Genomic DNA, 22,039 nt, shown 5'->3' with positions numbered 1-22,039 from the left:
CCGGTTGCCCGGCGCGCTGTCGGTGGGCGCGCCTAGACTCCGTCACATGACCATCGCGACAGCCTCCGTCATCGAGGACCTGGCCCCCGGCGGAGTCCTGCGGGCCTCGATCAACCTGGGCAACCCTGTGCTGGCGCACGGCACCGGGCGCGAGCCGGGCGGCGTGACGGTGGACATCGCGCGGGAGGTCGCGGCGCGGCTGGGCGTGCCGGTGGAGCTCCTGTGCTTCGACGCGGCGCGCAAGTCGTACGAGGCGATGGCGACCGGCCGGGCCGACCTGTGCTTCCTGGCCGTCGAGCCGGCGCGCGAGGCCGACGTGGCGTTCACCGCGCCCTACATGGTGATCGAGGGCGTCTACGCGGTCCCTCGGGACTCCGCGATCGCCGCACCCGCCGACGTGGACCGCCCGGGTGTGCGCGTCGGCGTCAAGCGCGGCTCCGCGTACGACCTCTTCCTCTCCCGCACCCTGCGCCACGCGACCGTGGTCCCCGGGGACGAGGGGGTGGAGGTGTTCGTGGCCCAGCAGTTGGAGGTCGCGGCGGGCATCCGGCAGCCGATGACCGCGTTCGTCGCGGACCGTCCCGGCATACGGCTGGTCGACGAGCGCTTCATGGAGATCCGCCAGGCGGTGGGCACGACCAGGACCCGGCGGCCGGAGACGGTCAGGTTCCTGCGCGAGGTGGTGGAGGAGCTGAAGGCCGGCGGCTTTGTCGCCGAAGCACTGCGTGCCGCGGGGCAGTCGGAGACGCTGGTGGCACCGCCGGCCTGACAACCGACTGCTGACAACCGACCGCCGACCGACCACCCGGCCGCCTGCGACGCGGCGGCCGGGCGGAGGGGTCGTCAGACCGGCGTCGCGGCGAGCGCCACGATCCGGTCGGCGGCGGCCTCGGCGCCGTTGCCGGACCGGATGCGGTCGCCGAGTTTCGCGGCGGCCTCCCGGTGCGACGCGGAGGTGAGCAGATCCGTGACGGCGGAGCGGATCGTCCCGGGGGAGGCGTTCGCCCGGACGACACGGGCGGCGCCGTGCTCCTCGACCACCTTCCCGATCACCGGCTGGTCGAGCATGGGGTGCATCGGCATGACCACCAGCGGCAGGTCGTGCGCGAGCGCCTGCAGGGTGGTGCCGTGCCCGCCGTGGCCGACCACGAGCGAGACCCCCGGCATCACCTCGGCGTGCGGGAGGAACCGGTGGAGTTCGGCGTTGCCCGGCGCGCGCAGCGTCGCCGGGTCGACGGCGTGACCGGTGGCCACCACGGCGTGGACGGGCAGGTCGGCGACGGCGTCCAGGATCGCCTGGAGGGCGCGGGCCTGCGGCGGGTAGTGGATGGTGCTCAGACTCACCAGGATCCGCGGCTCCTCGGTCGCGGCGGGCCGCGCCCCGGTGGGGAGGACCGGCCCGGTCCAGTGGACGTTCGGCGGCAGCGGGCGCTGCCGGGCCGGGTCGAGTTCGGGCAGGGTGGTCACGAGGACCTCCTCCGCGGACTCCCACAGGCGCACCGCGCGGTACCCCCTGAACGCGGCGGCCAGGGCGAGCGGTCCGCGGCTCCAGCATCTGACCAGGTACGCGTAGAAGGTGTGCGCCAGCACCACATGGCGGAGACCGGCCTCCCGGGCGGCCCGCAACGGGCCGAGGCTCAGGCAGTCGATCACCGCCAGGTCGACCGGCTCGCGGGCCACGGACGCGGTCAGGTCCCGGCCGGGTCCGGCGTCGGTGAACATGGCCAGGTACCCCACGGGGCCGGTGCGCGCCGTGGCCGACCAGGGCCGGGCCGTGGTGAAGGCCTCGAAGCGGAACCCCGCCGCCTCGATCTGCTCCCGCTGCTGCGGGTGGCCCAGGAAGCGGACGGTGTCGCCGCGCCGGGTGAGCTCGGCGGCGATGCCGAGGGCCGGCGGGACATTGCCCCCGCCCTCCCAGGTGACGAACAGGATGCGGGCCATCTCAACGCTCCTCCCCCACGGTCCCCAGGACCGCGTCGATCATGAACCTGACCCGCTGCTGCGCCTGTTGCCGGTCCAGTCCCCGGTCGCGGCAGAGCAGCTTCCATGTGTAGACATCGGTGGCGACGGTCAGCAGGTCCGTCACCAGTTCACGGTCCGCGTCGCCGCGGCGGGCGAGCTGGGGGGCGAAGACCTGCTCCACCCAGGCCCGGTGGAGCAGGCGGCCCTGGTCGGTCACCGACCGGACCCGTGGGTCCGCCGCCTCCTCGCCGAGCAGCCGCAGCACCATCTCCCCGCGCAGCTCGTAGTGGTCGAAGAGGACCTCGACCGCGGTCGCGACGTCCCCCACGGGCGCCGCCCGCTCCTCGCGGACCTCGTCCTTGACATACGCCGTGACGGCTTCGAACAGCCCGTCCCGGCTGCCGAAGTGCCGCAGCACGGTGCGCACGCTGACGCCGGCGCGGGCCGCGACGTCGGCGACGACGATCTCGAGCGACTTGGTCTCGTTCGCCAGCTCGAAGGCCGACCGCATGATCCGGCGGCGCGTCTGCGCCGTGCTCTCGGCCCGGGCCTTCATCTCATAGGTCCGTTTGTTGTCCATCCGGCTTCCAGTGGACCACCGGAGAAATTTCGTGTCAATCGACGTGACACCAAATTGCGGGCGGCTTCCGGCCGAAGTCCGGGGGCGCGCACCGCCTGTCGCACGGCCCCGGCCGCGCGACACGGCTAAGGTCGCGGCATGCCAGCCGTGTTGGTCAACGGTCTGCCCGGCGCCGGGAAGACGACACTCGCGCGAGCACTCGCCCGCGAACTGCACCTCCCCCTGCTGAGCAAGGACTCCGTCAAGGAGACCCTGGCCGACCACCTCGGGGCCCTGCGCCCGGCGGACTGGCCGGCACGCGAGTGGAGCCGGTCGCTCGGGGCCGCGGCTGCCGAGACGTTGTGGACGCTGCTGGCGGAATCACCGGCGGGGGCGGTCCTGGAGAGCCCGTGGCCGGCGCGCACCCGGCCGTTGGTGGCCGCGGGCCTCGCCCGTGCCGGGATCGGCGAGGTGCACGAAGTGTGGTGCGCGGTGCCCGAGGAGACCGCGCGGCGCAGGTTCCGTGAACGGGCGTCGCTGCGGCACCCAGTGCACATCGACGGGGCGGGTTTCTCCGAGGAGGACTGGCGGTCGTGGGCGGAGGACGCGCGGCCGCTGGCCCTCGGCAGGGTGCACCGGGTGGACACCACGCGCCCGGTGGACGTGCCGGCGCTGGCCCGCGCGATCACCGGCGCGTGAGGACCGCGGGCACGCGCCCGCGCGCCCCGCGCGTTCCCGCCCGGTTGACGCAAGGGGCTGCGCGAGGGCGGCGCGCCACCGTAGCCTTCCCGTGCGAAGGCCGGTCCGCGAGGGGGCTCCGGGGGCCGCGTTGAAGGGCATCTCCCGGGGCGTCCGCACGGCGGACCGCCACCGCCCGCAGTCGCACACCATCGTTTTCGGGGTCCGCCGGTGCCGTCCCGGCCGAATTCCCGACCCGCCCCGCCCGCTCCGGCCTGCCCCGGCACGCGCCGCGAGCGTACGGCGTCCGGCGTCGTCCCTCCCGGCACACCGGGGCGCCTCCTGGCGCCGCACCCCTCCCCATGATCACCTTCGTCAGCGGGTGGCCCGCACCCTCACCGTCCACGAGTCCGGTGCGCCGGCCGGCGCGCCGGGCCGACCGAGGAGCCGTATGAGCATGCCCCAGCCCCGGCAGGCGTCCGCCCGGACGTCCGGGGCGCAGGAACTCCCGTACTACGAGGACTTCTCCCCCGGCCGCGGCGCCCTGCCGCCGCGCGCCTGGACGCCCGCCTCCGACGCCGCCCGGCTGAGCCTGAACGGCAGATGGCGCTTCCGGCTCTCCCCCGCCGCGGAGGCGGAGGACACCGCCTTCACCCGCCAGGACTTCGACGCCTCGCGCTGGGACGCGCTGCCGGTGCCCTCGCACTGGCCGCTGCACGGCCACGGCGCGCCCTGGTACACCAACGCGCGCTACCCCTTCCCCGTCGACCCGCCGCGCGTCCCCACCGAGAACCCGACCGGCGACCACCGCCTCGCCTTCGCGCTGCCGGACACCTGGCCCGCGGACGGCGCGTGCGTGCTGCGCTTCGAGGGCATCGAGTCCTGCGCGCGGATCTGGCTCAACGGCGAGGAACTGGGCGTCTTCAAGGGCAGCCGGCTGCCCGCCGAGTACGCGGTGGGGCATCTGCTGCGCCCGGTCGGCAATGTGCTGGCCGTCCGCGTCCACCAGTGGTCCTCCGGCAGTTACCTGGAGGACCAGGACATGTGGTGGCTGCCGGGCGTGTTCCGTGATGTCACGCTGCTGCACCGGCCGGAGGGCTGCGTGCCCGACTTCTTCGCGCACGCCGCGTACGACCACACCCGCGGTGCGGGGACGCTGCGGGTCGACGCCCCGTCCGCGTGCCGGGTCACCGTGCCCGAACTCGGCGTCGACATCGCCGCCGGCGAGTCCGTCACGCTGCCCGTGGAGCCGTGGAGCGCGGAGGTCCCGCGCCTGTACGCGGCCGAACTGGCCGGCGAGGGCGAACGCGTGCCGTTCCGGATCGGCTTCCGCACCGTCGCCGTCGAGGACGGCGTGCTCACGGTCAACGGCAGGCGCGTCCTCTTCCGGGGCGTCAACCGGCACGAGTTCCATCCCTCGCAGGGGCGGGCCCTGGACCTCGCGACCATGCGCGAGGACGTGCTCCTGATGAAGCGCCACAACATCAACGCCGTCCGCACCAGCCACTACCCGCCGCACCCCGCCTTCCTGGAGATGTGCGACGAGCTGGGCCTGTGGGTCGTCGACGAGTGCGACCTGGAGACCCACGGATTCGGCGAGGTCGGCTGGGCCGGCAACCCCGTGGACGACGAACGCTGGACGCCGGCGCTGCTGGACCGCGCCGACCGCATGGTCGAGCGCGACAAGAACCACCCCTCCGTGGTGATCTGGTCGCTCGGCAACGAGTGCGGCACCGGCCGGGGCCTGTCCGCCATGGCCCGCCGGATCCGCGAGCGCGACCCGGACCGGCCGATCCACTACGAGGGCGACCTGTCCTGCGCCGACACCGACCTGTACTCGCGGATGTACGCCGACCACGCCGAGGTCGAGTTGATCGGCCGGCGCGAGGAACTCCCGTGGGGCGACCCGGACCTGGACGCCAGGCGCCGCGCGATGCCCTTCGTCCTGTGCGAGTACGCGCACGCGATGGGCAACGGGCCGGGCGGACTCGCCGAGTACCAGCGGCTGTTCGAGAGCCATGAGCGCCTCCAGGGCGGCTTCGTGTGGGAGTGGATCGACCACGGCATCGCCCGCCGCACCGCCGACGGCCGCCGGTGGTACGCGTACGGGGGCGACTTCGGCGAGGAGCTGCACGACGGCAACTTCGTGTGCGACGGACTGCTCTTCCCCGACCGCACGCCCTCCCCCGGCCTCGTCGAGTACAAGAAGGTGATCGAACCGGTCCGCATCGAGGGCGACGCCGCCGCGGGCACCGTGCGCGTCACCAACACCCATGACGTCGCGGACCTTTCGCATCTCCGCTTCACCTGGACGTACGAGGTCGACGGGGTCACCGCCGCGCAGGACTGCCTGACCGTGCCGCCCCTGGCGCCCGGCGAGTCGACCGAGCTGAAGCTGCCCGAGCCGGCCGCGTCCGATCTGGCCGGGGAGGCGTTCTGGCAGGTGCGGGCGGTCCTGGACCGGGACACGCCGTGGGCGCCGGCCGGGCACGAGGTGGCCTGGGGGCAGTGGCCCGCGCTCGTCCCGTCCACCGCGCCCGCCGCCGCGCGGCCCTCCGCGCGGCACACACCGCGGGCCGCGGAGGGAGGCGTCGTACTGCTCGGTCCCGGCACCTTCGACGCGGCGGGCGGGGAGCTGCGGCTGATCGACGGCTACGCGGTCTCCGGTCCCCGGCTCGACGTGTGGCGGGCCCCGACCGACAACGACGAGGGCGCCCCCTGGCAGCCCGACGAGCGCTACGGGCAGTTGTGGCGCGAGGCCGGACTGCACCGCATGCGGCACCGCGTCGACGAGGTCGCCGTGGAGGACGGCGGACTGACCGTGCGGACCCGGGTCGCCCCGGCCGCCAAGGCGTTCGGGCTGCGCACCGTCTACCGCTGGACCGCCGACGGCGACCGGCTGCGCCTGGAGGTCGACGTCACCCCCGAGGGCGTGTGGCCGCTGCCGCTGCCCCGGCTCGGCGTGCGCCTCGGCCTCTGCTCCACGCTGACGTCGGCCGAGTGGTACGGCGGCGGCCCCGGCGAGGCCTACCCCGACACGCGCGCCGCGTCCCGCATCGGCCGCCACACCGCGTCGGTCGACGCACTGCAGACGCCCTACGTCCGCCCGCAGGAGAACGGCGCCCGCGCCGACGTGCGGTGGCTGCGGCTGCGCCGCGAGGACGGCACGGGGCTGGCCGTCGAGGGCGCGCCGCCCTTCTGGTTCACGGCCCGGCACTGGACGACCGAGCAGCTGGACGCCGCCGCGCACACGACCGCACTCGTGCCGGGCGACACCTTGTGGGTCAACCTCGACCACGGCCAGCAGGGCATCGGCAGCCAGTCCTGCGGTCCCGGCGTGCTCCCGCAGTACCGCCTGGACGCCGCCCCCGCGTCGTTCTCGTTCACCTTCTCCTCTCTCACCGGCGGCCACTGACGGCTGCGGGGCGCCGCCGGACAACCGAACGGCCGTCCGGCGGCGTCCCCGCGGGTGCAGGCTGGACGGGCCGGCCCCGTCGACGTCAGGAGCAGCCATGAACGCACCCGCCACCGCGTCACGGGCGGCGCGGACCGAGAGCGTCCGCACGGCGGTCTACGCCCATTTCGCCGCCACGGGCGGCGCCCCCACCGTGGCGGACCTCGCGGCCCGGACCGGCCTGCCGTCCTCCGGCGTACGAAGTGCGCTGGACGCCCTGCACGACCACCGCGACCTGGTCCTCGACCCGCGGGAGCCCGAACGCATCGTCATGGCGCACCCCTTCGCGTCCGTACCGCTCGGCTTCTCGGTCATGGGCCGCGGCACGCTGTGGTGGGGCGGCTGCGCCTGGGACTCCTTCGCCGTCCCGCACCTGCTCACCGACGAGCCGGACGTCCTGGTCGCCACCCGCTGCCCGGCGTGCGGCACTCCGCACGCCTGGGTGGTCGGGCGGCAGGCCCCGCCCCCGGGCGACCAGGTGGCCCACTTCCTCACGCCGGTGCGGCACATCTGGGACGACGTGGTGCACGCCTGCGCCCACCAGCGCCTCTTCTGCTCCGCCGCATGTGTCCACGACTGGCTGGAGGACACCGGGCTGACACCCGGTTACCTCATGGACCTGCCCACCCTGTGGCGGCTCGCCCGCGGCTGGTACGCGGGCCGCATGGAGCCGGGGTACGTCCGGCGCGACCCCGCCTCGGCCGCTTCCTACTTCGCGGACGTGGGTCTGCGCGGGCCGTTCTGGGGCCTCGGCAACTGACCCGCCCCGGCCCCGGGACCGCCGCGGCCGGGGCGGTCACCACGGCCCCGGCCGGCGGTCGCGGCGCCGGGCCGGCTACGCCGTGGCGGTGTCCGCGTGCGGGGCCGCCGTACCGGGCCCCTCGGCGAGCGCGGGCCAGGCGCGGCCCGCGCCGCCCGTGGCGACCGCCCGCCACCAGGGGTCAAGGGGCAGTCCGGCGGCGGGCTCGAAGGGCTCGCCGGGGCGGGGCACCGCGACGCGCGCGCCGGCGGCGCGAGCAGCGGCGACCGTGCCCTCCGCGGGTGCCTCCCACGGGTGCGGCGCCAGGTTGAAGGTGCCCCAGTGGATCGGCAGCATGAGCTCGCCGCGCAGGTCGCCGTGGGCGCGGATCCCCTCCTCCGGCGTCATGTGGATGTCGGGCCAGAACTCGCTGTACGCGCCGATCTGGACCATCGTGGCGTCGAAGGGGCCGTAGGAGGCGCCGATCTCGGCGAATCCGGGGAAGTAGCCGGTGTCGCCGCTGTGGTAGACCCGGTGCTCGGGTCCGGCCACGACCCAGGAGGCCCACAGGGTGTGCTGGGTGTTGCGGATGGCCCGGCCGCAGAAGTGCCGGGCGGGCGTCGCGGTCAGGGTGAGGCCGCCGACCTGCGTGGACTCGTGCCAGTCCAGCTCCGTCATCCGGTCCGCGGGGACGCCCCAGCGCTCCAGGTGCGCCCCGACGCCGAGCGGGACCACGAAGCGCGTGCCCGTACCGGCCAGTGCTTTGATCGTGGGCATGTCGAGGTGGTCGTAGTGGTCGTGCGAGATCACGATGGCGTCGGCCTCGCCCAGTTCCCGCAGCGCGACCGGGGGCCGGTGCAGCCGCTTCGGCCCGATGAAGGAGAAGGGGGAGCAGCGCTCACCCCAGACGGGGTCGAAAAGGACGCGGTGCCCGTCGATCTCGGTCCAGACCGTGGAGTGGCCCATCCAGGTGAGCCGCAGGCCGGACGCGGGCGGTGCCGCCAGGTCCGCCAGGGTGGACCCGTACAGCGGGATGTCGCCGGCCGGGGCGCGGCGCACCCGGTCCTCCTTGCGGAAGTACGAACGGGCGAAACGCAGCATGGAACCCGAGGGCGCCGTCCTGGCGCTCACCGGGTTCGTGAAGACGCCGTCGGCGAAGTGGGGCGACCGCTGGATGCGCTCCATCCTTTCCCCGTAGGGATTGTCTCCGAAAGCGGGGATGAGACGGGCGAGCGGAGAACGCTTCGGACTGGAGCCGGTCACGGCACCTCCCTGTAGTCGGCGGTCACGGTCGCGCCGTGACCGTGGGTCCCGGCAGCACCAGTATGTACAGCGACAACTCCTACATCGGTCATTCCAGTTCCGCGCCCCGTTCTCCGTTGCGTACACGTCCTGTCACGGGGCGCGGACCCGGTGTGGCTATCCCGCGGCGCGGGGCTGGCCGTAGGCGCGCTCCACATGCAGCTTCAGGACCAGGCGTTTGTCCTCGACCATGGCGCGGCGGTAGTCGTCCCAGTCGGGGTGCTCGCCCTGCACGGCCCGGAAGAGGTCGATGAGTTCCTCGACGGTCGCGTCATTCCGGTCCGCGGCGACGGGGGTGAGTTCGGCCGTGCCCTCGGCGACGGTCCACGCCCAGCGGTCGGGGGTGGTCACGTGGTAGCTCGCCCGGGCGTCGTGCCGCAGGTTGCGGGTCTTGGCGCGGTCGTCGGTGAGGGAGACCCGCAGCACGCGGGTCGCCGGGTCGTAGTGGTGGTTGACGTTGGACAGCTGGGGACGGCCGTCCCGCTTGATCGTCACCAGGACGCCCCCGTTGGTCTCGGCGAGCAGTCGCAGCAGTTCCGTATCGCTCATGCCCGCCTCAACGACCGTCCGGGAGCGAGGATTCCACGATCGCGCCGTCCGGGGTGAGGCGCGCGCGGTGCGTCGCCCCGTCCGCCCAGACGACGGCCACCTCGTGCCCAGCGGAGCCGGCGCGCACCTCGGTCCGGACCAGCGCGGAGAGCGGTTCCGGCTCCGGCGCGCCGGTCAGCCGCGCGGCGCAGACGAAGAGGTCGCCGCGCGACCGTCCGTCCCCGGTGGTGACCCCGGCGGCGGCCGGGACGACGGCGTGCGGGGTGCACGCGGTGGCGGCGGGCGGCAGCGCGGGGGCGTCGGCGAGCCCGTGCAGCGGCAGCAGCTCCGAGCGCAGCCCCTCTCCCGCCGCCCAGCCGGTCTGCCGTACGGCCGTGCCCGGACCGGCACCGGTGACCAGGTGGACGCGGACCTCGGCGGCGCCGCGCGCCAGGACGACGGCGACGACACGCCCGTGCGCGTCGCCCTCCTCACCGGCGACGGAGCGCGAGGCGGCCCAGCCCCGGCCCGCGCCGAGCGGGACGATCCCGGTCCGCGCGGTGACCGACCCGTCGGGGCGGACGAGGCCGAAGTGGTTGTCGGGCGGGTCCGCGGCGGACACCGGGGCCGTCGCGCTGGAGTACGCGAGGCGGGTGTAGTGCGGGTCCCAGCGGACGTCCTCGCTGCCGTGGTTGTGCAGGCGCACCACGCCGTCCGCGACGGTGGACTGCAGCAGCCAGTTGGGCGCGGGCAGCGCGGTCAGGGCGTCGGAGCGCTCGGCGGGCGCGGGCTCCTCGCCGGCCGTCCACACCTCGTGGTCCGCGGGGAGCAGCAGCCCGAGGAAGCCCTTGCTCGCCCAGTACGGGGACGCCGGGCCGGAGTAGCCCTGGAGCACGGGCGCGTACGGGCCGTGCCAGCCCAGCGACAGCAGCCCGCCGGGGCCGGCCGCGCCGCGGTCGAGGAAGTGGCGCAGGGCGCCGGACGCCAGCCGCCGCGTGGTCCCCGGGGCGAGCGGGGTGTGGCCGGTGAGGGCGCCGAGCCACAGGGGGCAGGCGGTGGCCATGCGGTAGGTGAGGGAGCGGCCCTGGTGCACGGGCGAGCCGTCGGCGCCGAAGAGCCGGGCGTAGTCGGCGAGGTGGACGCGCAGCCGCTCGCCGTAGCGGTCGAGGCGGTCGGCGTCGCCGGAGAGCCAGGCCTCCAGCACGGGGTACAGGTGCAGGGCCCAGCCGTTGTAGTAGTCAAAAGCGCGGCGGTCGCCGTCGGTGTACCAGCCGTCGCCGACGTACCAGCGCTCGATGCCGTCCAGGCCCCGGGTGACGGCGTCCTTGTCGCCGAGGAATCCGGCGACGGTGACGGGGAACAGCTCCCAGTTGCAGGCCCAGGGTTCGGCGGTGACCGCGCGGGACAGCCACGCGGTGGCGCGCTCGCGCACCGCGTCGTCGAGGCGGTCCCACAGGTGGGCGCGGGTCAGGCGCAGGGCGAGGGCGATCGACGCGGCCTCGACCAGGGGCTGGCTGCGGTCGGTGACGACCGGCCAGTCCTCGGGTCCGTCGCCGCCGGGGCGGGCGGTGCCCGCGGCCAGGCCGTCGGCGTAGCGGTCCAGGAGCCCGGCGGGGTCGGCGCCGCCGGCTCCCGCGACGCGGATCGCGGCGAGCAGGAAGGTCCGGGCGTAGCCCTCCAGTCCGTCCGAGCGCATGCCGGAGCTGCTGGGGCGGCCGCCGGGCAGGTGGTACAGCGCGCGGCCCGGGGTGGCGTGCGGGGCGACGGCCGCGAGCAGCCCGTCGGCGACGGCCTCCCAGTGGGCCCGGGTCCATCCGGTGTGCGGGCTCAGGTCCCGGTCCTCGGGCGGCAGGGCGAAGGGGTGCGGGGGCGCGGAACGCGTCACGGGGGTGGCTCCTCTCCGGCCGCTGGTGGGCCGTCGTGGACCCTACCCGCGGGTGCAAGCGCTTTCTAGACCGCGTACGGAACGCCCCCGCACCTCAGCGCACCGGGTCGTCCGTCCTCCGCCCCAGGTAGGTCAGCGGACCGGGGTCGACGACGGGGATCTCGTGGAATCCGAGGCGGTCGTAGAAGGCGCGCGCCGGGGTGTTCGCCGTGACCATGCCCAGGTGCACGGCATCCGCGCCCCGCGCCGCGAGCGCGGCGAGCAGACGCGCCATCAGCTTCCTGCCGAAGCCCGCCCGCTGGTACTCCGGCAGCAGGTCGATGTGCAGATGCGCCGGGTACTCGGAGAGTTCGGGCACGACCATCCGCTCGGGCCAGTGCAGCAGCCGGGCCATCTCCTCGTCCGCGGTCACCGGCACGCCCTTCGGCCGCGGGTGGCGGTCGGCGACGACCGGCAGCCAGGCGTCGCGGAAGCGCCGCACGAAGGCCACGGTGTCGGCGGCGCCGACGATGTAGCCGACCACGCGCGTCCCGTCGTCCACGACGAAGGCGAGGTCCGGCTCCAGGTGCGCGTACGGGCCGGCGAAGATGTCGGGCAGCAGGTCCTGGTCCGCGTACAGGGCGCGGGCGTCGCCGCCCTCATGGCCGGTGCGCACGCAGATGTCGTAGAGGTCGTCCCGGTCCTCCGGGCGGTAGGGGCGAATGGCCACCGGTGAGGTCATGCGGGCATCATGGCCCTTTGGGAGCGCTCCCACAACCCCCTGGGCGCGGAGCGCTAAGCTGAACAAAGGGCCCACCGACGCGGCCGAGGGGAGATCGCCATGGCCCCTGGCACCGAGACACCCGCCGTCTCCCGCGGCCCCCACCTGCTCTACGCCGAGGTCTCCCGCGGCACGGGCACCCCCGTCGTCCTGATGCACGGCTTCCCCGACAGCTGCCGTCTCTACGACCGGCTCATGCCGCACCTCAGGGACCACGCGCCCGTCGTCCGCTTCGACTTCCTCGGCTGGGGACGCTCCGACAAGCCGCCCGGCCACCCCTACTGCGTCGCCGAGCAGGAGGCCGACCTCGCCGCCGTCGCGGACTCCCCGGCCACCGGGCTCCGCGACCGCCGGCTGATCCTCGTGGCGCACGACGCCTCGGGCCCGCCCGCGATCGACTGGGCACTCGCCCACCCCGGCCGCGTCGCCCGGCTCGTCCTGCTCAACACCTACTACCACTGGACGCCCTCCCTACGGCGGCCGCCGGCGATCGCGCTCTACTCGACGCCGCTGCTGCGCGCCGGGGCCCGCGCCGTCGCCCGGCGCCGCCCCGACCTGGACCGGCGCCTGTTCGCCTGGCAGGTCGGCTCGTTCATCCGCGACCCCGTGGTGCGCGAGGCCAGCGTGGCGCTCCTGTACGAGGAGTTCCCGGCCGCCCGACCGGCCTTCTGGCGCCTGAACGCCGAACTGCCGCGGGCGATGCTGAGCCGCCGCCGGCGCATCCCGGAACTCCAGGACTTCCAGCCGCGCGTCCGCGTCGTCTTCGGCGCCCGGGACCGCTGGCTGAACGCCCGCGTGGCCCGCCAGTTCGCCGTCCTCTTCCCGCACAGCGAACTGCGGCTCCTCCTGCGGGCCGGCCACTACGTCCAGATCGACGAACCGGCCCTGGTGGCGGGCGCGATCACGGCCGCCTGAAAGGAACTCCTCACAGCTCGCACCACTCGCCCGGATCCCCCACCGCCCCGGTCCGCACGAAGTCACGCACGACGGCCCACGCGCGATCGACGGCGAGGACGAAGTCGCCGCCGAAGGCGGCCAGGTCGTCCATGACGGGGACCTCCACCACGGCATCGCCCCCCACCGTGCCGTCCCCGGCGAGCAGGAACGTCTCCTCGGCGTCACGGAACAGATGGACGACCGCGTGCTCACCCCGAAAGCCCAGGGCCAGCAAGGGAAATCCGCTGCCCGGACGACGGACTTCGAGGTACCCCTCGCCTCGGGAACGCAGCGCGTCGAACCGGTCCTCCAGCTCGGTCGCATGCGAGTTCCTCTCCGCCGCGTCGAACCGCCGTGATTCCCACGCCGTTGCCGCCCACACCACGTTCATTCCTGCGCCTCCGGATTGTGGCAGCCCGCACCCGCGCGAGTGCGCCGGGAAGGAACCCACCCGGGTCGCGGAGCCTTTGGCCATGGATATTCTCGGGCGATGTCGAATCGGTCAGTGGCGGCGGGAGTCGGTCTCGCCGGAGTGATGGCGCACTGCGGCGGAGACCCGGTCGCCGCCGTGGCGCTACTGGTGGGGGCCATGGCCTCCGCACCGGCGGCGCCGGAGCCCTATGCGGCCCTCGCGGAGTTGTGGCGGGACCGGCGCCCGGAGCTGAAGGAGCGCCTCGAAGGGGACGGTTCCCTGCGCTCCGTGCCGGCGCGGGCGTACTTCTTCTTCCTCGACGGGGAGATGGACGACGCCGCGATGGCCCTCGGCTCGGTCACAGGTGTGCGGCCCGACGTGGCGTGGGGTGCCGCGCCCTGGTTCGGCGACGCGCGTTTCCTCGGCGCGGTGAGCGCCGAGGCGCTGGCCGAGGCGTGCCTGCGAAGCCTGGACCACGGCCCCGACCTGGACACCGACGCGATGCGGGAACGGTTCGCGCCCTGGTTCCACGCCCTCGACGTGGTGTCCGAACGGCATCCCGTCCCGGAGTCGCTGGCGGCCATGGCCCGGCTGCCCCGGGCCTGCGGCCGCCACGACCTGGCCTTCGCCCTGTGCGACCGCGCCGATGCCGTCGAGCGGGTCATGTGGACCGAGGTCGCCCGGGCGGCCACCTGGCGCGCGATGGGCGACCTGGACCGGGCCGCGGCCGCCTTCGAGAGCGCCTTGGCCCTGGAGCCCGCCAACTGGTCGCTCCACCTCGACCTGGCGGACGTACGCGCCGAGCAGGGCGACTTCGCCGCGGCCGCGGCCCTCGTCGAACGGGGCCTGGAACACGAGCCCCACGAAATCTCCCTGCGTGCGGCCGGCGCCGCCTACCGCACGCGTCTGTCCGGCTCGTCCGACGACCTGAGGGCCCTGATCGCCCTGGCGCCGGAGCTCGTGAACACCGCCTACCGGAACCTGCTGATCGACTACGCGTGCGCGGGGCCGGAGTTGCCCCCGCCGCTCGTGGCCGAGGCCCGCCGCGTCCGCGGGAGCTGACCCGGCTGCCGGGCAGCCGGGTCGGGCCCCGGCCGGGAGTGCGCCGGGGCCCGGTCCGTCAGCTTGCGGGGCACACCTTCCACGCGAGGTGGTAGGTGGTCCTGATGCTGCCGTCCGTCGAGTCCATCGTCATGAAGCTCGTGGTGCGGGAGGGGTCGGACGTGCCGGCGGCGACCCGCAGTTCGGTGTTGATGTTGAAGTTGCGGAGTTCGCCGCAGGGCGCCCAGACCAGGGCCGCGACGTCGACGCTGTCGGTGGCCTGCCAGTTGTCGTCCAGGGAGCCGCGGAAGGTGTGGCTGATGGCGCTGGTGTCGGGCGAGCCCTGGAAGTAGTAACTGGCCTTCTCCACGCCGGAGGCGCCCCGTTCCAGGTGTGCGAAGCCCCGGTAGTCGGCCGCGGCGATCGCGTAGGTGAAGCCCTGCGGCACGTGCACGTTCAGGTTGAGCTGGCAGTTCTTGCGGAAGTCGGTCGGCTTGGAGCCGACGCCCACCTGGGCCACGTACTGGCTGTACGTGACGGTGAACGCCTCGTTGTCCGGCGAGACGGCCACGGCGGCCGTGCCCGCGGGGCATCCCGAGCCGTTCACGGTGGCGACGTCGATGACGATGCGGTCGGGCGGGGGCGGTGTCGCACCGTTCGGCTCCCAGGCCAGGGGGCTGAGAAGCGATGCGGCGGCGACACCGCTGAGGGTGATCGCACGTAACGTCATTGAGGGGTTTCCTTCCGGTCGTCGAAGGATGGCCGACACCGGGTCCTGCTCCCCGTCCGGTGTCGCGTACACGACACCATGCGTCACAGGACGCGTACAGAATCCCCATGGAATTCCCACAGGAATGGCCGAGCCCCCGTGCCTCTGGCCGGAAGGAACACGTCCGCATCCGGCCGGGCCCCGGCGGCCGGAACTCGCCCCGGCTCAGGGCGGGTTCACGGCCGCCCCACCGTTCCCCCGCGTCACGACCGCACCAGGTCCGCCGCACAGCAAGCGGTACCACTCGCCCGCACCGGCCGGCTCCGGGCCGCTCCCCCGCCGGCCGGCGGGCCGCGCGCTTCCCGCCAGGTACGGCGGTGCGGCCCTGACCGGCGGACGACACCGTGACGTCAGCGGTCCCACACCCCCGCGGCGGCGGCCTCGCGGGCAAAGTCCCGGAAGTCGCGCGGGGCGCGGCCGAGGACCCGCGCGACGTCGTCGGTGAGGTGGGCGTTGCGCCCGTCGAGCAGTTCGCCGAAGAGCTGGGTGAGGAAGCCGACCGTCTCGTCCGGCAGCCCGAGGGCGGCGAGTCGCGGACCGTACGCGCGGGGCGCGACGGCGGTGTAGCGGACGGCGCGGCCGGTGGCGGCAGCGATCTCCGCCGCGGCTTCGGCGAAGGTGAGCAGGCGCGGGCCGGTCACCTCGTAGGTGCGGCCGGTGTGCCCGTCGCCGGTGAGCGCGGCCACCGCGACGTCGGCGATGTCCCGTGCGTCGACGAAGGGTTCGCCGACCGCGCCGGCCGGGAAGACGATCTCGCCGTCGCGGACACCGTCGAGGAACAGGCCCTCGGTGAAGTTCTGGGAGAACCAACTGGCCCGGATCACCGTGCAGTCGACGCCGCCGCCGCGCACGGCGTCCTCGGCCGGCCGGGCGAGGTCCTCGCCGCGGGCGGACAGGAGGACGAGGCGGCGCACTCCGCTCGCGGCGGCGAGCGCGGCGAAGTCGCCGAGCGCGGCGGCGGCTCCCGGGTCGCCGATGTCGGGGTGGTAGGCGAGGTAGGCGAGGCTCGCGCCGTCGAGCACGGCCTCCCAGCCGGCGCGGTCCGCCCAGTCGAAGGGCGGTTCGCCGGAGCGGGAGGCGGTGCGCACCGCGAGGCCGCGGGCGGTCAGCGCCCGGGCGACGTGGCGGCCGGTCTTGCCAGCGCCGCCGAGGACGAGGGCGGTGGGTGCGAGGTCCGATACGGAATTCTGCGTCATGCCCTCAGTGAAGCGGCCGCCCAGTGAGACGCACCATGGCCGATCCGCTCCTCTCCATGCGCGAGCGTCTACGCTGACCCGTATGGACGCACTGACGGGTCTGCTGGACGGACCCCGCGCGCGGGGCGCGTTCCTGCTGCGCATGGTCATGGAACCGCCGTGGTCGGTACGGATCGAGGACCGCACCCCGCTGTGCGTCATGACGGTCGCACGGGGCGGGGCGTGGATCGTGCCCGAGCAGGGCGAAGCGGTACGGCTCGGCCCCGGTGACGTCGCCGTCGCGCGCGGCCCGGCCCCGTACACCGTCGCCGACCGGCCCACGACCGCACCGCTGGCGTGGATCCTGCCCGGCGAGGTGTGCCGCACCGCGGACGGGCACGACCTGGCCGACACCATGGCGCTGGGCGTACGGACCTGGGGCAACCAGGCCGACGGTGCGGACGTCATGCTTGTCGGCACGTACCAGCTGCGCGGCGAGGTCGGCCGCCGCCTGCTCGACGCCCTGCCCCCGCTGCTCGTGCTCCCCGCCGGCGACTGGGAGAGCCCGCTGCCCGCGCTGCTGTCCGAGGAGATCGTCAAGGACGAACCGGGGCAGGAGGCGGTCCTGGACCGGCTGCTGGACCTCCTGCTGATCTCGGTGCTGCGCACCTGGTTCGCCCGGCGCGGGCCGTCGGCCCCCGCCTGGTACCGGGCCTTCGCCGACCCCGTGGTGGGCCGGGCGCTGCGCCTGCTCCAGAACAACCCCGCGCACCCCTGGACGGTGGCCGGGCTGGCCGCCGAGGCCGGTGTCTCCCGGGCGGCACTCGCCCGCCGCTTCGGCGAACTCGTCGGCGAACCCCCGATGGCCTATCTGACCGGCTGGCGTCTCACGCTCGCCGCGGACCTGCTGCGCGAACCGGACGCCACCCTCGGCGCGGTCGCCCGCCGGGTCGGCTACGGCAGCCCCTTCGCGCTGAGCGCCGCCTTCAAGCGGGTGCGCGGGATCAGCCCCCAGGAACACCGCGCCACCGCGGCCCGTACGGAGTGACACTGGAAGGGGCTCCCGAAGGGGTCATGTGTCATGAACGGCTCGATCCGGATGGGACAGGTCTACGGGGTACCGCTGCGGATGCACTGGAGCGTCCCCGTACTCGTCGTGCTGCTCGCGTACGGGCTCGGCCGTGACACCCTGCCCGCGTGGATCCCCGGGCTGTCCGCCGGCGTCTACACCCTGGCGGCCGCCGTGGGCGCGGTCCTGCTGATGGCGAGCCTGCTCGTGCACGAGATCGCGCACGCGAGGACGGCCCTGCGCAAGCACATCTCCGTGCAGGACGTCACCTTGTGGGCGATGGGCGGCATGACGCGCATGGACCGGCCCACCTCGGCGGGCACGGCCTTCCTGGTCGCGGTCAGCGGGCCGCTGGCCAGTCTCGTCATCGGAGGCGTCGCGCTCGGCGCGGGCATCGGCGTGGCGGAGGCGACCCACCGCTCCGTCCCCGGGGCGCTGCTGGTCTGGCTGGGCTGGGCCAACCTGCTCCTCGGCGTCTTCAACCTGCTGCCCGCGGCGCCGCTGGACGGCGGACGGGTGTTCCAGGCACTGCTGTGGTGGCGGACCGGGGACCGCGACCGCGCCGACCGCGCCGCGGGCCGCGGCGGGCAGGTCGTCGGGGTGCTGCTGGTCCTCGGCGGCTGGCTGGCGTTCGCCCGCGGCGTCCCCGGCGGCCTGTGGCTGGCGCTCGTCGGGCTGTTCATGGCCCTCACCGCGGGCGCCGAACGGCAGCGCGCCGTCATCGGCTCCGCCCTGCGCGGCGTACGCCTCGGGGACGCGATGTCCTCCCCGGTGGCCACCGGCTCCGACTGGCTGGCCGTGGACCGCTTCATCGACGAGGTCGCCCTGCGCTCCCGGCACTCGGTGCTGCCGCTGCTCGACTTCGACGGCCGGCTGTCCGGGCTGGTCTCGGTGCGGCGCCTGACCTCCGTGCCGGCCGAGCGCCGCGCCGAGGTGCGGGTCCGCGACGTCGCCGTCCCGCTGTCCCAGGTCACCACCGGCTCCCCGGACGAGCTCGTCAGCGACGCCCTGGAGCACCTGCGGTCCGGCGCCGCGGGCGTGCGCGTGGTGGTCGTGGACGGCGGCCGCCCGGTCGGCATCGTCACCGGCGGCGACATCTCACGGCTGGTGCAGCGCCGGCAGATGGCGGACGGCAGCCGGGCCGCGTGACCGCGCGGGAACCGCGGGGACCGCTGCGCCGGGGCCGCCTCTGGGCGACCATGGAGCCATGCTGCTCGCGGAGATCGCGCGTACGTCCCAGGAGATCGCGGCCACGTCCGCCCGGTCGGAGAAGGTCGCGGCGCTCGCCCGCCTGCTGACGGCCGCCGACCCCGACGAGGCGCCCGTGGTCATCACGTACATCGCGGGGCGGCTTCCGCAGCGCCGCACGGGCGTCGGCTGGAGCACCCTGCGCGAACGCCACGAGCCGGCCGCCGAGCCCCGTCTGACCGTCGCCGAGGTGCACGGCACCCTGGACCGGATCGCCGCGGTGACCGGCAAGGGCGCCACCGCGGAGCGCAAACGCCTCGTGGCGGAGCTGATGGGCGCGGCCACGCGCGAGGAGCAGGCGTTCCTGCTCGGGCTGATCGGCGGGGAACTGCGGCAGGGGGCACTCGACGCCCTGGCCGTCGAAGGGCTCGCGGCCGCCGCCGGAGCACCCGCGGAGGACGTACGGCGGGCGGTCATGCTCGGCGGCTCGCTGGGCGCGGTCGCGCGCTCGGTCCTGGCGGACGGGCCGGACGCCCTGGCCGCGTTCCGTCTGGAGGTCGGGCGCCCGGTGCAGCCGATGCTCGCCCAGACCGCCAAGGACGTGGACGAGGCCCTGGACCGCCTCGGCCCCTGCGCGCTGGAGGAGAAACTCGACGGGATCCGCGTCCAGGTGCACCGCACCGGCCCCGGCGTCCGCGTCTACACCCGCACCCTGGACGAGATCACCGACCGGCTGCCCGAAGTCGTCACCGCCGCCCTGGAATTGGCGGTGGACGAGGCCGTCCTCGACGGCGAGGTCATCTCCTTCGGCGACGACGGCCGCCCGCGCCCCTTCCAGGAGACCTCCTCCCGCGTCGGCTCACGCCTCGACGTCGCCACCGCCCGGGCCGCCCTGCCGGTGGCACCCGTCTTCTTCGACCTCCTGTCCGTCGACGGCCGCGACCTGCTGGACCTGACCACCGCGGAACGCCACGCCGAACTGGCCCGCATCGCCCCCGGCCCCCGCCGCGTCCGGCGCCTGGTCGCGGCCGACCCGGCCGACCCCGCCACCCGCGAGGCGGCACGGGAGTTCGCCACGCAGGTCCTGGAACGCGGCCACGAAGGCGTCGTCGTCAAAGCCCTCGACGCCCCCTACAGCGCGGGGCGGCGCGGCGCCGCGTGGCTCAAGGTGAAACCTGTGCACACCCTGGACCTGGTGGTCCTCGCCGCCGAATGGGGCCACGGCCGCCGCACCGGCAAGCTCTCCAACCTCCACCTCGGCGCCCGGCGCCCCAACGGCACGTTCGCGATGCTCGGCAAGACCTTCAAGGGCCTCACGGACGCGATGCTCGCGTGGCAGACCGAACGCCTGCAGGAGCTCGCCGTCAGCGACGACGGCTGGATCGTCCGCGTCCGCCCCGAGCTCGTCGTCGAGATCGCCTTCGACGGGCTGCAGCGGTCCTCCCGCTATCCCGCGGGGGTCACGCTCCGGTTCGCCCGTGTGCTGCGGTATCGCGAGGACAAGTCCGCCGCGGAGGCGGACACGGTGGACTCCGTCCTGGCCCTCCGGTAACGCCGCGCTGCGCTGGCTGCCTGGGTTTTTCCCCGCCCTCCCGCCCGTGTGCCCGGCGCGGTAAGTGCGGGCCCTGCGCTGCGTGCGTTGTGGAGGTCGGCGCCGCTCCGGAGTCCGTCCTCGGGGCTCGCGGTCTACGCCAACGTGTTGCGCACCGCGGTCTCCGCTCGTCCCCTGCGGGCGGACCCCGGCGCACCCCCTCCCGGGGTCGTTGGGGCGACTTTCGGCCGGTGGGGGTTCAAATGAGCACTTGCAGCGACCCCGGACCGCCTCCTCGCCCACCCACCGGGGATCAGGCGCATGCAACTACGGAGGGGGCGGGGTCGTAGGGGTGGCGTTCTGGACTGTGGAGCATATTTGGGTGCACAACCCGGAGCGATCAATCCGAGTGCCTGAGGCACCTAAATGTGCTGTCCAGAATGGCAGCCCCGGAGGCCCCGAACCCGGCCCCCCAACAACGCGCGTCGGGGCGCCCAGACTTCACAGGGCACACGGGCGGGAGGGCGGGGGAAAAACCTGGCAGGATCAGCCTGCCGAGAGGACGGCCTCGAAGACCGCGTAGGCACGCTCGTCGAAGAGCACGAACCGCACCTCCTCCAGGGCGCCCCGCGCCCCCCGCACCCCCCGCACAGTCTCCAGCGCAATCCGCGCCCCACCCTCCAGCGGCCAGCCGTACACCCCCGTGGAGACCGCCGGGAACGCCACCGTACGGGCGCCCAGCTCGTCCGCCACGCGCAGCGACTCCCGGTAGCACGAGGCCAGCTGCGCCGAGCGGTCCTCCGTGGCCGACCACACCGGGCCGACGGTGTGGATGACCCAGCGGGCGGGCAGCCGCCCCGCGGTGGTGGCGACGGCCTGCCCGGTCGGCAGTCCGCGACCGTAGTGGGAGGCGCGCAGTGCGCGGCACTCCTCCAGGATCTGCGGACCGCCGCGGCGGTGGATCGCGCCGTCGACGCCGCCACCGCCCAGGAGCGAGGAGTTGGCGGCATTGACGACGGCGTCCACAGCCTGTTCGGTGATGTCCCCCTGGACCAGGACGATGTGTGTCATGCCGGTGATCCTGCCACCGCGCGCGGCCCCGCGCCCCGCGTTTTCCGCCGGGCGATCACCAGTCGCAGGGCACCTCGAGGTCGAGCAGCGAGTCGCAGAACTCGGCGGGTTGCTGCGGCCAGCCCGCGTCGTGCCAGTGGGCGATGCGCCAGCCGAGCCGTTTGGGCCACAGGGGCAGGTGCCGCAGGTCCGCGACGGGGACCCAGACCGGGGCGGCGCCCTTCTCCAGGTCGAGGGAGGACCGCGGGCCGATGGTGCCGGCGACCTCGACGAGGAAGTAGTGGCCCGGGTGCGAGCCGCGGTGGACCCGGTCGACACGGGCGATCTCGCGGCCGACGGTGCCGGTGAGCCCGGTCTCCTCGGCGAGCTCGCGCACGACCGCGGCCTGCGGGGTCTCCCCGGGCTCGACGCCGCCGCCGGGTATCTCGTAGTAGTCGCCGCGGCGGTGCCGGTAACGGATCAGCAGCATGTGCCCGTCGCGGATGATCACTGCCCCGGCGCGGGTCCGCTTGGGCGGCCGGCCGACGGGCTCCTCCAGGACGAGCCGGCCCCGCCACCAGGGCGGCCCGTCCCAGGAGCGCAGGATGGCCTCCCACGCGGTCCACGGCGCGAGCGGCAGGTGCAGTGCCTCCTGCCGGGTGAGCAGCCGGGGCGGGGCGGGGGCGGGCAGGGGCGGTGCCGCGGCGCGGAAGTACAGCTCGGTGCCCGCGGTCGCGCGCACCTCCAGGCAGGGTGAGGCGTCGATGCGGGCGTCCACGCCGAGGGCGCTGCGGGCCGCCTCCCGGGCTGCCGCCGCGGGGTTGCCGCGCGGCGGGACGGGTGCCAGGGGCAGGGTCAAGTCGTCGTGCACGGCGAGGTGTTGGTCGTGGAAGAGGATCACTCCTGCACTCAGTGAGGACATCTGGCCGACGCTAGCAGCGCCCGCCGTCACCGACAGCGCGAATATTCCGGAAGGGGGCGGCCTCCTCCGCCCGGCCCCG

The 22,039-nt window shown here is 74.6% G+C and carries 20 protein-coding genes; 9 read left to right on the top strand and 11 right to left on the bottom strand.

Annotated features, from left to right (window positions below; translation table 11 throughout):
* Nucleotides 1-46 precede the first annotated feature (46 nt).
* Complete coding sequence (locus ACIP64_RS14320) at nucleotides 47-769, top strand: transporter substrate-binding domain-containing protein (protein WP_401585548.1); 723 nt, start codon at nucleotides 47-49, stop codon at nucleotides 767-769.
* A 74-nt stretch (nucleotides 770-843) separates the two neighbouring features.
* On the opposite strand, the gene ACIP64_RS14315 is transcribed toward ACIP64_RS14320, so the two are convergent.
* Nucleotides 844-1,941, bottom strand: coding sequence for a glycosyltransferase (locus ACIP64_RS14315; protein ID WP_401585545.1), 1,098 nt, complete (start codon nucleotides 1,939-1,941; stop codon nucleotides 844-846).
* A gap of 1 nt (nucleotide 1,942) precedes the next feature.
* Nucleotides 1,943-2,542 carry a TetR/AcrR family transcriptional regulator gene (locus tag ACIP64_RS14310; RefSeq protein WP_401585543.1) on the bottom strand — a complete coding sequence of 200 codons (600 nt, stop codon included), beginning with the start codon at nucleotides 2,540-2,542 and terminating at the stop codon, nucleotides 1,943-1,945.
* Nucleotides 2,543-2,680: 138 nt separating this feature from the next.
* Here ACIP64_RS14310 and ACIP64_RS14305 point away from each other — a divergent pair, with 138 nt between their 5' ends.
* The 3 genes from ACIP64_RS14305 (at nucleotide 2,681) to merB (ending at nucleotide 7,413) form a co-directional block, all read left to right on the top strand.
* Nucleotides 2,681-3,220 (top strand): AAA family ATPase, encoded by a 540-nt coding sequence (locus ACIP64_RS14305; protein WP_401585540.1) that lies wholly within the window; start codon nucleotides 2,681-2,683, stop codon nucleotides 3,218-3,220.
* A 430-nt stretch (nucleotides 3,221-3,650) separates the two neighbouring features.
* Nucleotides 3,651-6,614, top strand: a complete 2,964-nt coding sequence (locus tag ACIP64_RS14300) for a glycoside hydrolase family 2 TIM barrel-domain containing protein (RefSeq protein ID WP_401585537.1) — start codon at nucleotides 3,651-3,653, stop codon at nucleotides 6,612-6,614.
* Between the two features lie 97 nt (nucleotides 6,615-6,711).
* Nucleotides 6,712-7,413 carry an organomercurial lyase gene (gene merB / locus ACIP64_RS14295; RefSeq protein WP_401585535.1) on the top strand — a complete coding sequence of 234 codons (702 nt, stop codon included), beginning with the start codon at nucleotides 6,712-6,714 and terminating at the stop codon, nucleotides 7,411-7,413.
* Nucleotides 7,414-7,488: 75 nt separating this feature from the next.
* Here merB and ACIP64_RS14290 read toward each other — a convergent pair whose 3' ends face one another.
* From ACIP64_RS14290 to ACIP64_RS14275, 4 genes are all read right to left on the bottom strand, one after another.
* Complete coding sequence (locus ACIP64_RS14290) at nucleotides 7,489-8,655, bottom strand: MBL fold metallo-hydrolase (RefSeq protein WP_401585532.1); 1,167 nt, start codon at nucleotides 8,653-8,655, stop codon at nucleotides 7,489-7,491.
* Nucleotides 8,656-8,811: 156 nt separating this feature from the next.
* Nucleotides 8,812-9,243: a PPOX class F420-dependent oxidoreductase gene (locus ACIP64_RS14285; protein ID WP_401585529.1), complete on the bottom strand. Its 432-nt coding sequence runs from the start codon at nucleotides 9,241-9,243 to the stop codon at nucleotides 8,812-8,814.
* Nucleotides 9,244-9,250: 7 nt separating this feature from the next.
* Nucleotides 9,251-11,107 (bottom strand): DUF2264 domain-containing protein, encoded by a 1,857-nt coding sequence (locus tag ACIP64_RS14280; RefSeq protein WP_401585526.1) that lies wholly within the window; start codon nucleotides 11,105-11,107, stop codon nucleotides 9,251-9,253.
* A gap of 94 nt (nucleotides 11,108-11,201) precedes the next feature.
* On the bottom strand, nucleotides 11,202-11,828 hold the full coding sequence (locus tag ACIP64_RS14275; RefSeq protein ID WP_401585523.1) for a GNAT family N-acetyltransferase: 627 nt from the start codon (nucleotides 11,826-11,828) through the stop codon (nucleotides 11,202-11,204).
* A 99-nt stretch (nucleotides 11,829-11,927) separates the two neighbouring features.
* On the opposite strand from ACIP64_RS14275, the gene ACIP64_RS14270 reads away from it, so the two are divergent.
* The gene (locus tag ACIP64_RS14270; protein ID WP_401585520.1) at nucleotides 11,928-12,782 is read left to right on the top strand and encodes an alpha/beta fold hydrolase; all 855 of its coding nucleotides are present in this window, start codon (nucleotides 11,928-11,930) and stop codon (nucleotides 12,780-12,782) included.
* Nucleotides 12,783-12,792: 10 nt separating this feature from the next.
* Here ACIP64_RS14270 and ACIP64_RS14265 read toward each other — a convergent pair whose 3' ends face one another.
* Complete coding sequence (locus tag ACIP64_RS14265) at nucleotides 12,793-13,194, bottom strand: hypothetical protein (protein WP_401585517.1); 402 nt, start codon at nucleotides 13,192-13,194, stop codon at nucleotides 12,793-12,795.
* 99 nt (nucleotides 13,195-13,293) lie between these two features.
* On the opposite strand from ACIP64_RS14265, the gene ACIP64_RS14260 reads away from it, so the two are divergent.
* Nucleotides 13,294-14,277, top strand: a complete 984-nt coding sequence (locus tag ACIP64_RS14260; RefSeq protein ID WP_401585514.1) for a tetratricopeptide repeat protein — start codon at nucleotides 13,294-13,296, stop codon at nucleotides 14,275-14,277.
* A gap of 58 nt (nucleotides 14,278-14,335) precedes the next feature.
* Here ACIP64_RS14260 and ACIP64_RS14255 read toward each other — a convergent pair whose 3' ends face one another.
* Nucleotides 14,336-14,986, bottom strand: a complete 651-nt coding sequence (locus ACIP64_RS14255; RefSeq protein ID WP_401585512.1) for a DUF4360 domain-containing protein — start codon at nucleotides 14,984-14,986, stop codon at nucleotides 14,336-14,338.
* A 389-nt stretch (nucleotides 14,987-15,375) separates the two neighbouring features.
* On the bottom strand, nucleotides 15,376-16,221 hold the full coding sequence (locus tag ACIP64_RS14250) for an NmrA family transcriptional regulator (RefSeq protein ID WP_401585510.1): 846 nt from the start codon (nucleotides 16,219-16,221) through the stop codon (nucleotides 15,376-15,378).
* 82 nt (nucleotides 16,222-16,303) lie between these two features.
* Between ACIP64_RS14250 and ACIP64_RS14245 the strand changes: the two genes are divergently transcribed.
* The 3 genes from ACIP64_RS14245 to ACIP64_RS14235 are packed head-to-tail and all read left to right on the top strand — an operon-like array spanning nucleotide 16,304 to nucleotide 20,009.
* A complete protein-coding gene (locus ACIP64_RS14245; protein ID WP_401585508.1) occupies nucleotides 16,304-17,248 on the top strand; it encodes an AraC family transcriptional regulator in 945 nt (314 codons plus the stop codon).
* A gap of 33 nt (nucleotides 17,249-17,281) precedes the next feature.
* Nucleotides 17,282-18,418 carry a site-2 protease family protein gene (locus ACIP64_RS14240; RefSeq protein ID WP_401585506.1) on the top strand — a complete coding sequence of 379 codons (1,137 nt, stop codon included), beginning with the start codon at nucleotides 17,282-17,284 and terminating at the stop codon, nucleotides 18,416-18,418.
* Between the two features lie 58 nt (nucleotides 18,419-18,476).
* Entirely contained in the window at nucleotides 18,477-20,009 is a 1,533-nt protein-coding gene (locus ACIP64_RS14235; protein ID WP_401585503.1) for an ATP-dependent DNA ligase, read from the top strand.
* Nucleotides 20,010-20,534: 525 nt separating this feature from the next.
* Here ACIP64_RS14235 and ACIP64_RS14230 read toward each other — a convergent pair.
* Nucleotides 20,535-21,059, bottom strand: a complete 525-nt coding sequence (locus tag ACIP64_RS14230) for an O-acetyl-ADP-ribose deacetylase (RefSeq protein ID WP_401585500.1) — start codon at nucleotides 21,057-21,059, stop codon at nucleotides 20,535-20,537.
* A gap of 55 nt (nucleotides 21,060-21,114) precedes the next feature.
* The gene (locus ACIP64_RS14225; protein ID WP_401585497.1) at nucleotides 21,115-21,960 is read right to left on the bottom strand and encodes an NUDIX domain-containing protein; all 846 of its coding nucleotides are present in this window, start codon (nucleotides 21,958-21,960) and stop codon (nucleotides 21,115-21,117) included.
* Nucleotides 21,961-22,039: the final 79 nt, after the last annotated feature.

The organism is Streptomyces sp. NPDC088733 (genome assembly GCF_044751185.1).
GTDB lineage: Bacteria > Actinomycetota > Actinomycetes > Streptomycetales > Streptomycetaceae > Actinacidiphila.
The sequence above is the reverse complement of the archived record's forward strand: the minus strand, read 5'-3'. Positions and strand labels throughout refer to the sequence as shown.

What these genes read in the sequence shown, in the direction of transcription:
- ACIP64_RS14235 (WP_401585503.1), top strand. Translation starts at nt 18,477, where the DNA reads ATGCTGCTCGCGGAGATCGCGCGTACGTCCCAGGAGATCGCGGCCACG.
- ACIP64_RS14285 (WP_401585529.1), bottom strand. Translation starts at nt 9,243, where the DNA reads ATGAGCGATACGGAACTGCTGCGACTGCTCGCCGAGACCAACGGGGGC.
- ACIP64_RS14225 (WP_401585497.1), bottom strand. Translation starts at nt 21,960, where the DNA reads ATGTCCTCACTGAGTGCAGGAGTGATCCTCTTCCACGACCAACACCTC.
- ACIP64_RS14245 (WP_401585508.1), top strand. Translation starts at nt 16,304, where the DNA reads ATGGACGCACTGACGGGTCTGCTGGACGGACCCCGCGCGCGGGGCGCG.
- ACIP64_RS14240 (WP_401585506.1), top strand. Translation starts at nt 17,282, where the DNA reads ATGAACGGCTCGATCCGGATGGGACAGGTCTACGGGGTACCGCTGCGG.
- ACIP64_RS14320 (WP_401585548.1), top strand. Translation starts at nt 47, where the DNA reads ATGACCATCGCGACAGCCTCCGTCATCGAGGACCTGGCCCCCGGCGGA.
- ACIP64_RS14265 (WP_401585517.1), bottom strand. Translation starts at nt 13,194, where the DNA reads ATGAACGTGGTGTGGGCGGCAACGGCGTGGGAATCACGGCGGTTCGAC.
- merB (WP_401585535.1), top strand. Translation starts at nt 6,712, where the DNA reads ATGAACGCACCCGCCACCGCGTCACGGGCGGCGCGGACCGAGAGCGTC.
- ACIP64_RS14255 (WP_401585512.1), bottom strand. Translation starts at nt 14,986, where the DNA reads ATGACGTTACGTGCGATCACCCTCAGCGGTGTCGCCGCCGCATCGCTT.
- ACIP64_RS14230 (WP_401585500.1), bottom strand. Translation starts at nt 21,059, where the DNA reads ATGACACACATCGTCCTGGTCCAGGGGGACATCACCGAACAGGCTGTG.
- ACIP64_RS14315 (WP_401585545.1), bottom strand. Translation starts at nt 1,941, where the DNA reads ATGGCCCGCATCCTGTTCGTCACCTGGGAGGGCGGGGGCAATGTCCCG.
- ACIP64_RS14275 (WP_401585523.1), bottom strand. Translation starts at nt 11,828, where the DNA reads ATGACCTCACCGGTGGCCATTCGCCCCTACCGCCCGGAGGACCGGGAC.
- ACIP64_RS14305 (WP_401585540.1), top strand. Translation starts at nt 2,681, where the DNA reads ATGCCAGCCGTGTTGGTCAACGGTCTGCCCGGCGCCGGGAAGACGACA.
- ACIP64_RS14270 (WP_401585520.1), top strand. Translation starts at nt 11,928, where the DNA reads ATGGCCCCTGGCACCGAGACACCCGCCGTCTCCCGCGGCCCCCACCTG.
- ACIP64_RS14250 (WP_401585510.1), bottom strand. Translation starts at nt 16,221, where the DNA reads ATGACGCAGAATTCCGTATCGGACCTCGCACCCACCGCCCTCGTCCTC.
- ACIP64_RS14260 (WP_401585514.1), top strand. Translation starts at nt 13,294, where the DNA reads ATGTCGAATCGGTCAGTGGCGGCGGGAGTCGGTCTCGCCGGAGTGATG.
- ACIP64_RS14310 (WP_401585543.1), bottom strand. Translation starts at nt 2,542, where the DNA reads ATGGACAACAAACGGACCTATGAGATGAAGGCCCGGGCCGAGAGCACG.
- ACIP64_RS14300 (WP_401585537.1), top strand. Translation starts at nt 3,651, where the DNA reads ATGAGCATGCCCCAGCCCCGGCAGGCGTCCGCCCGGACGTCCGGGGCG.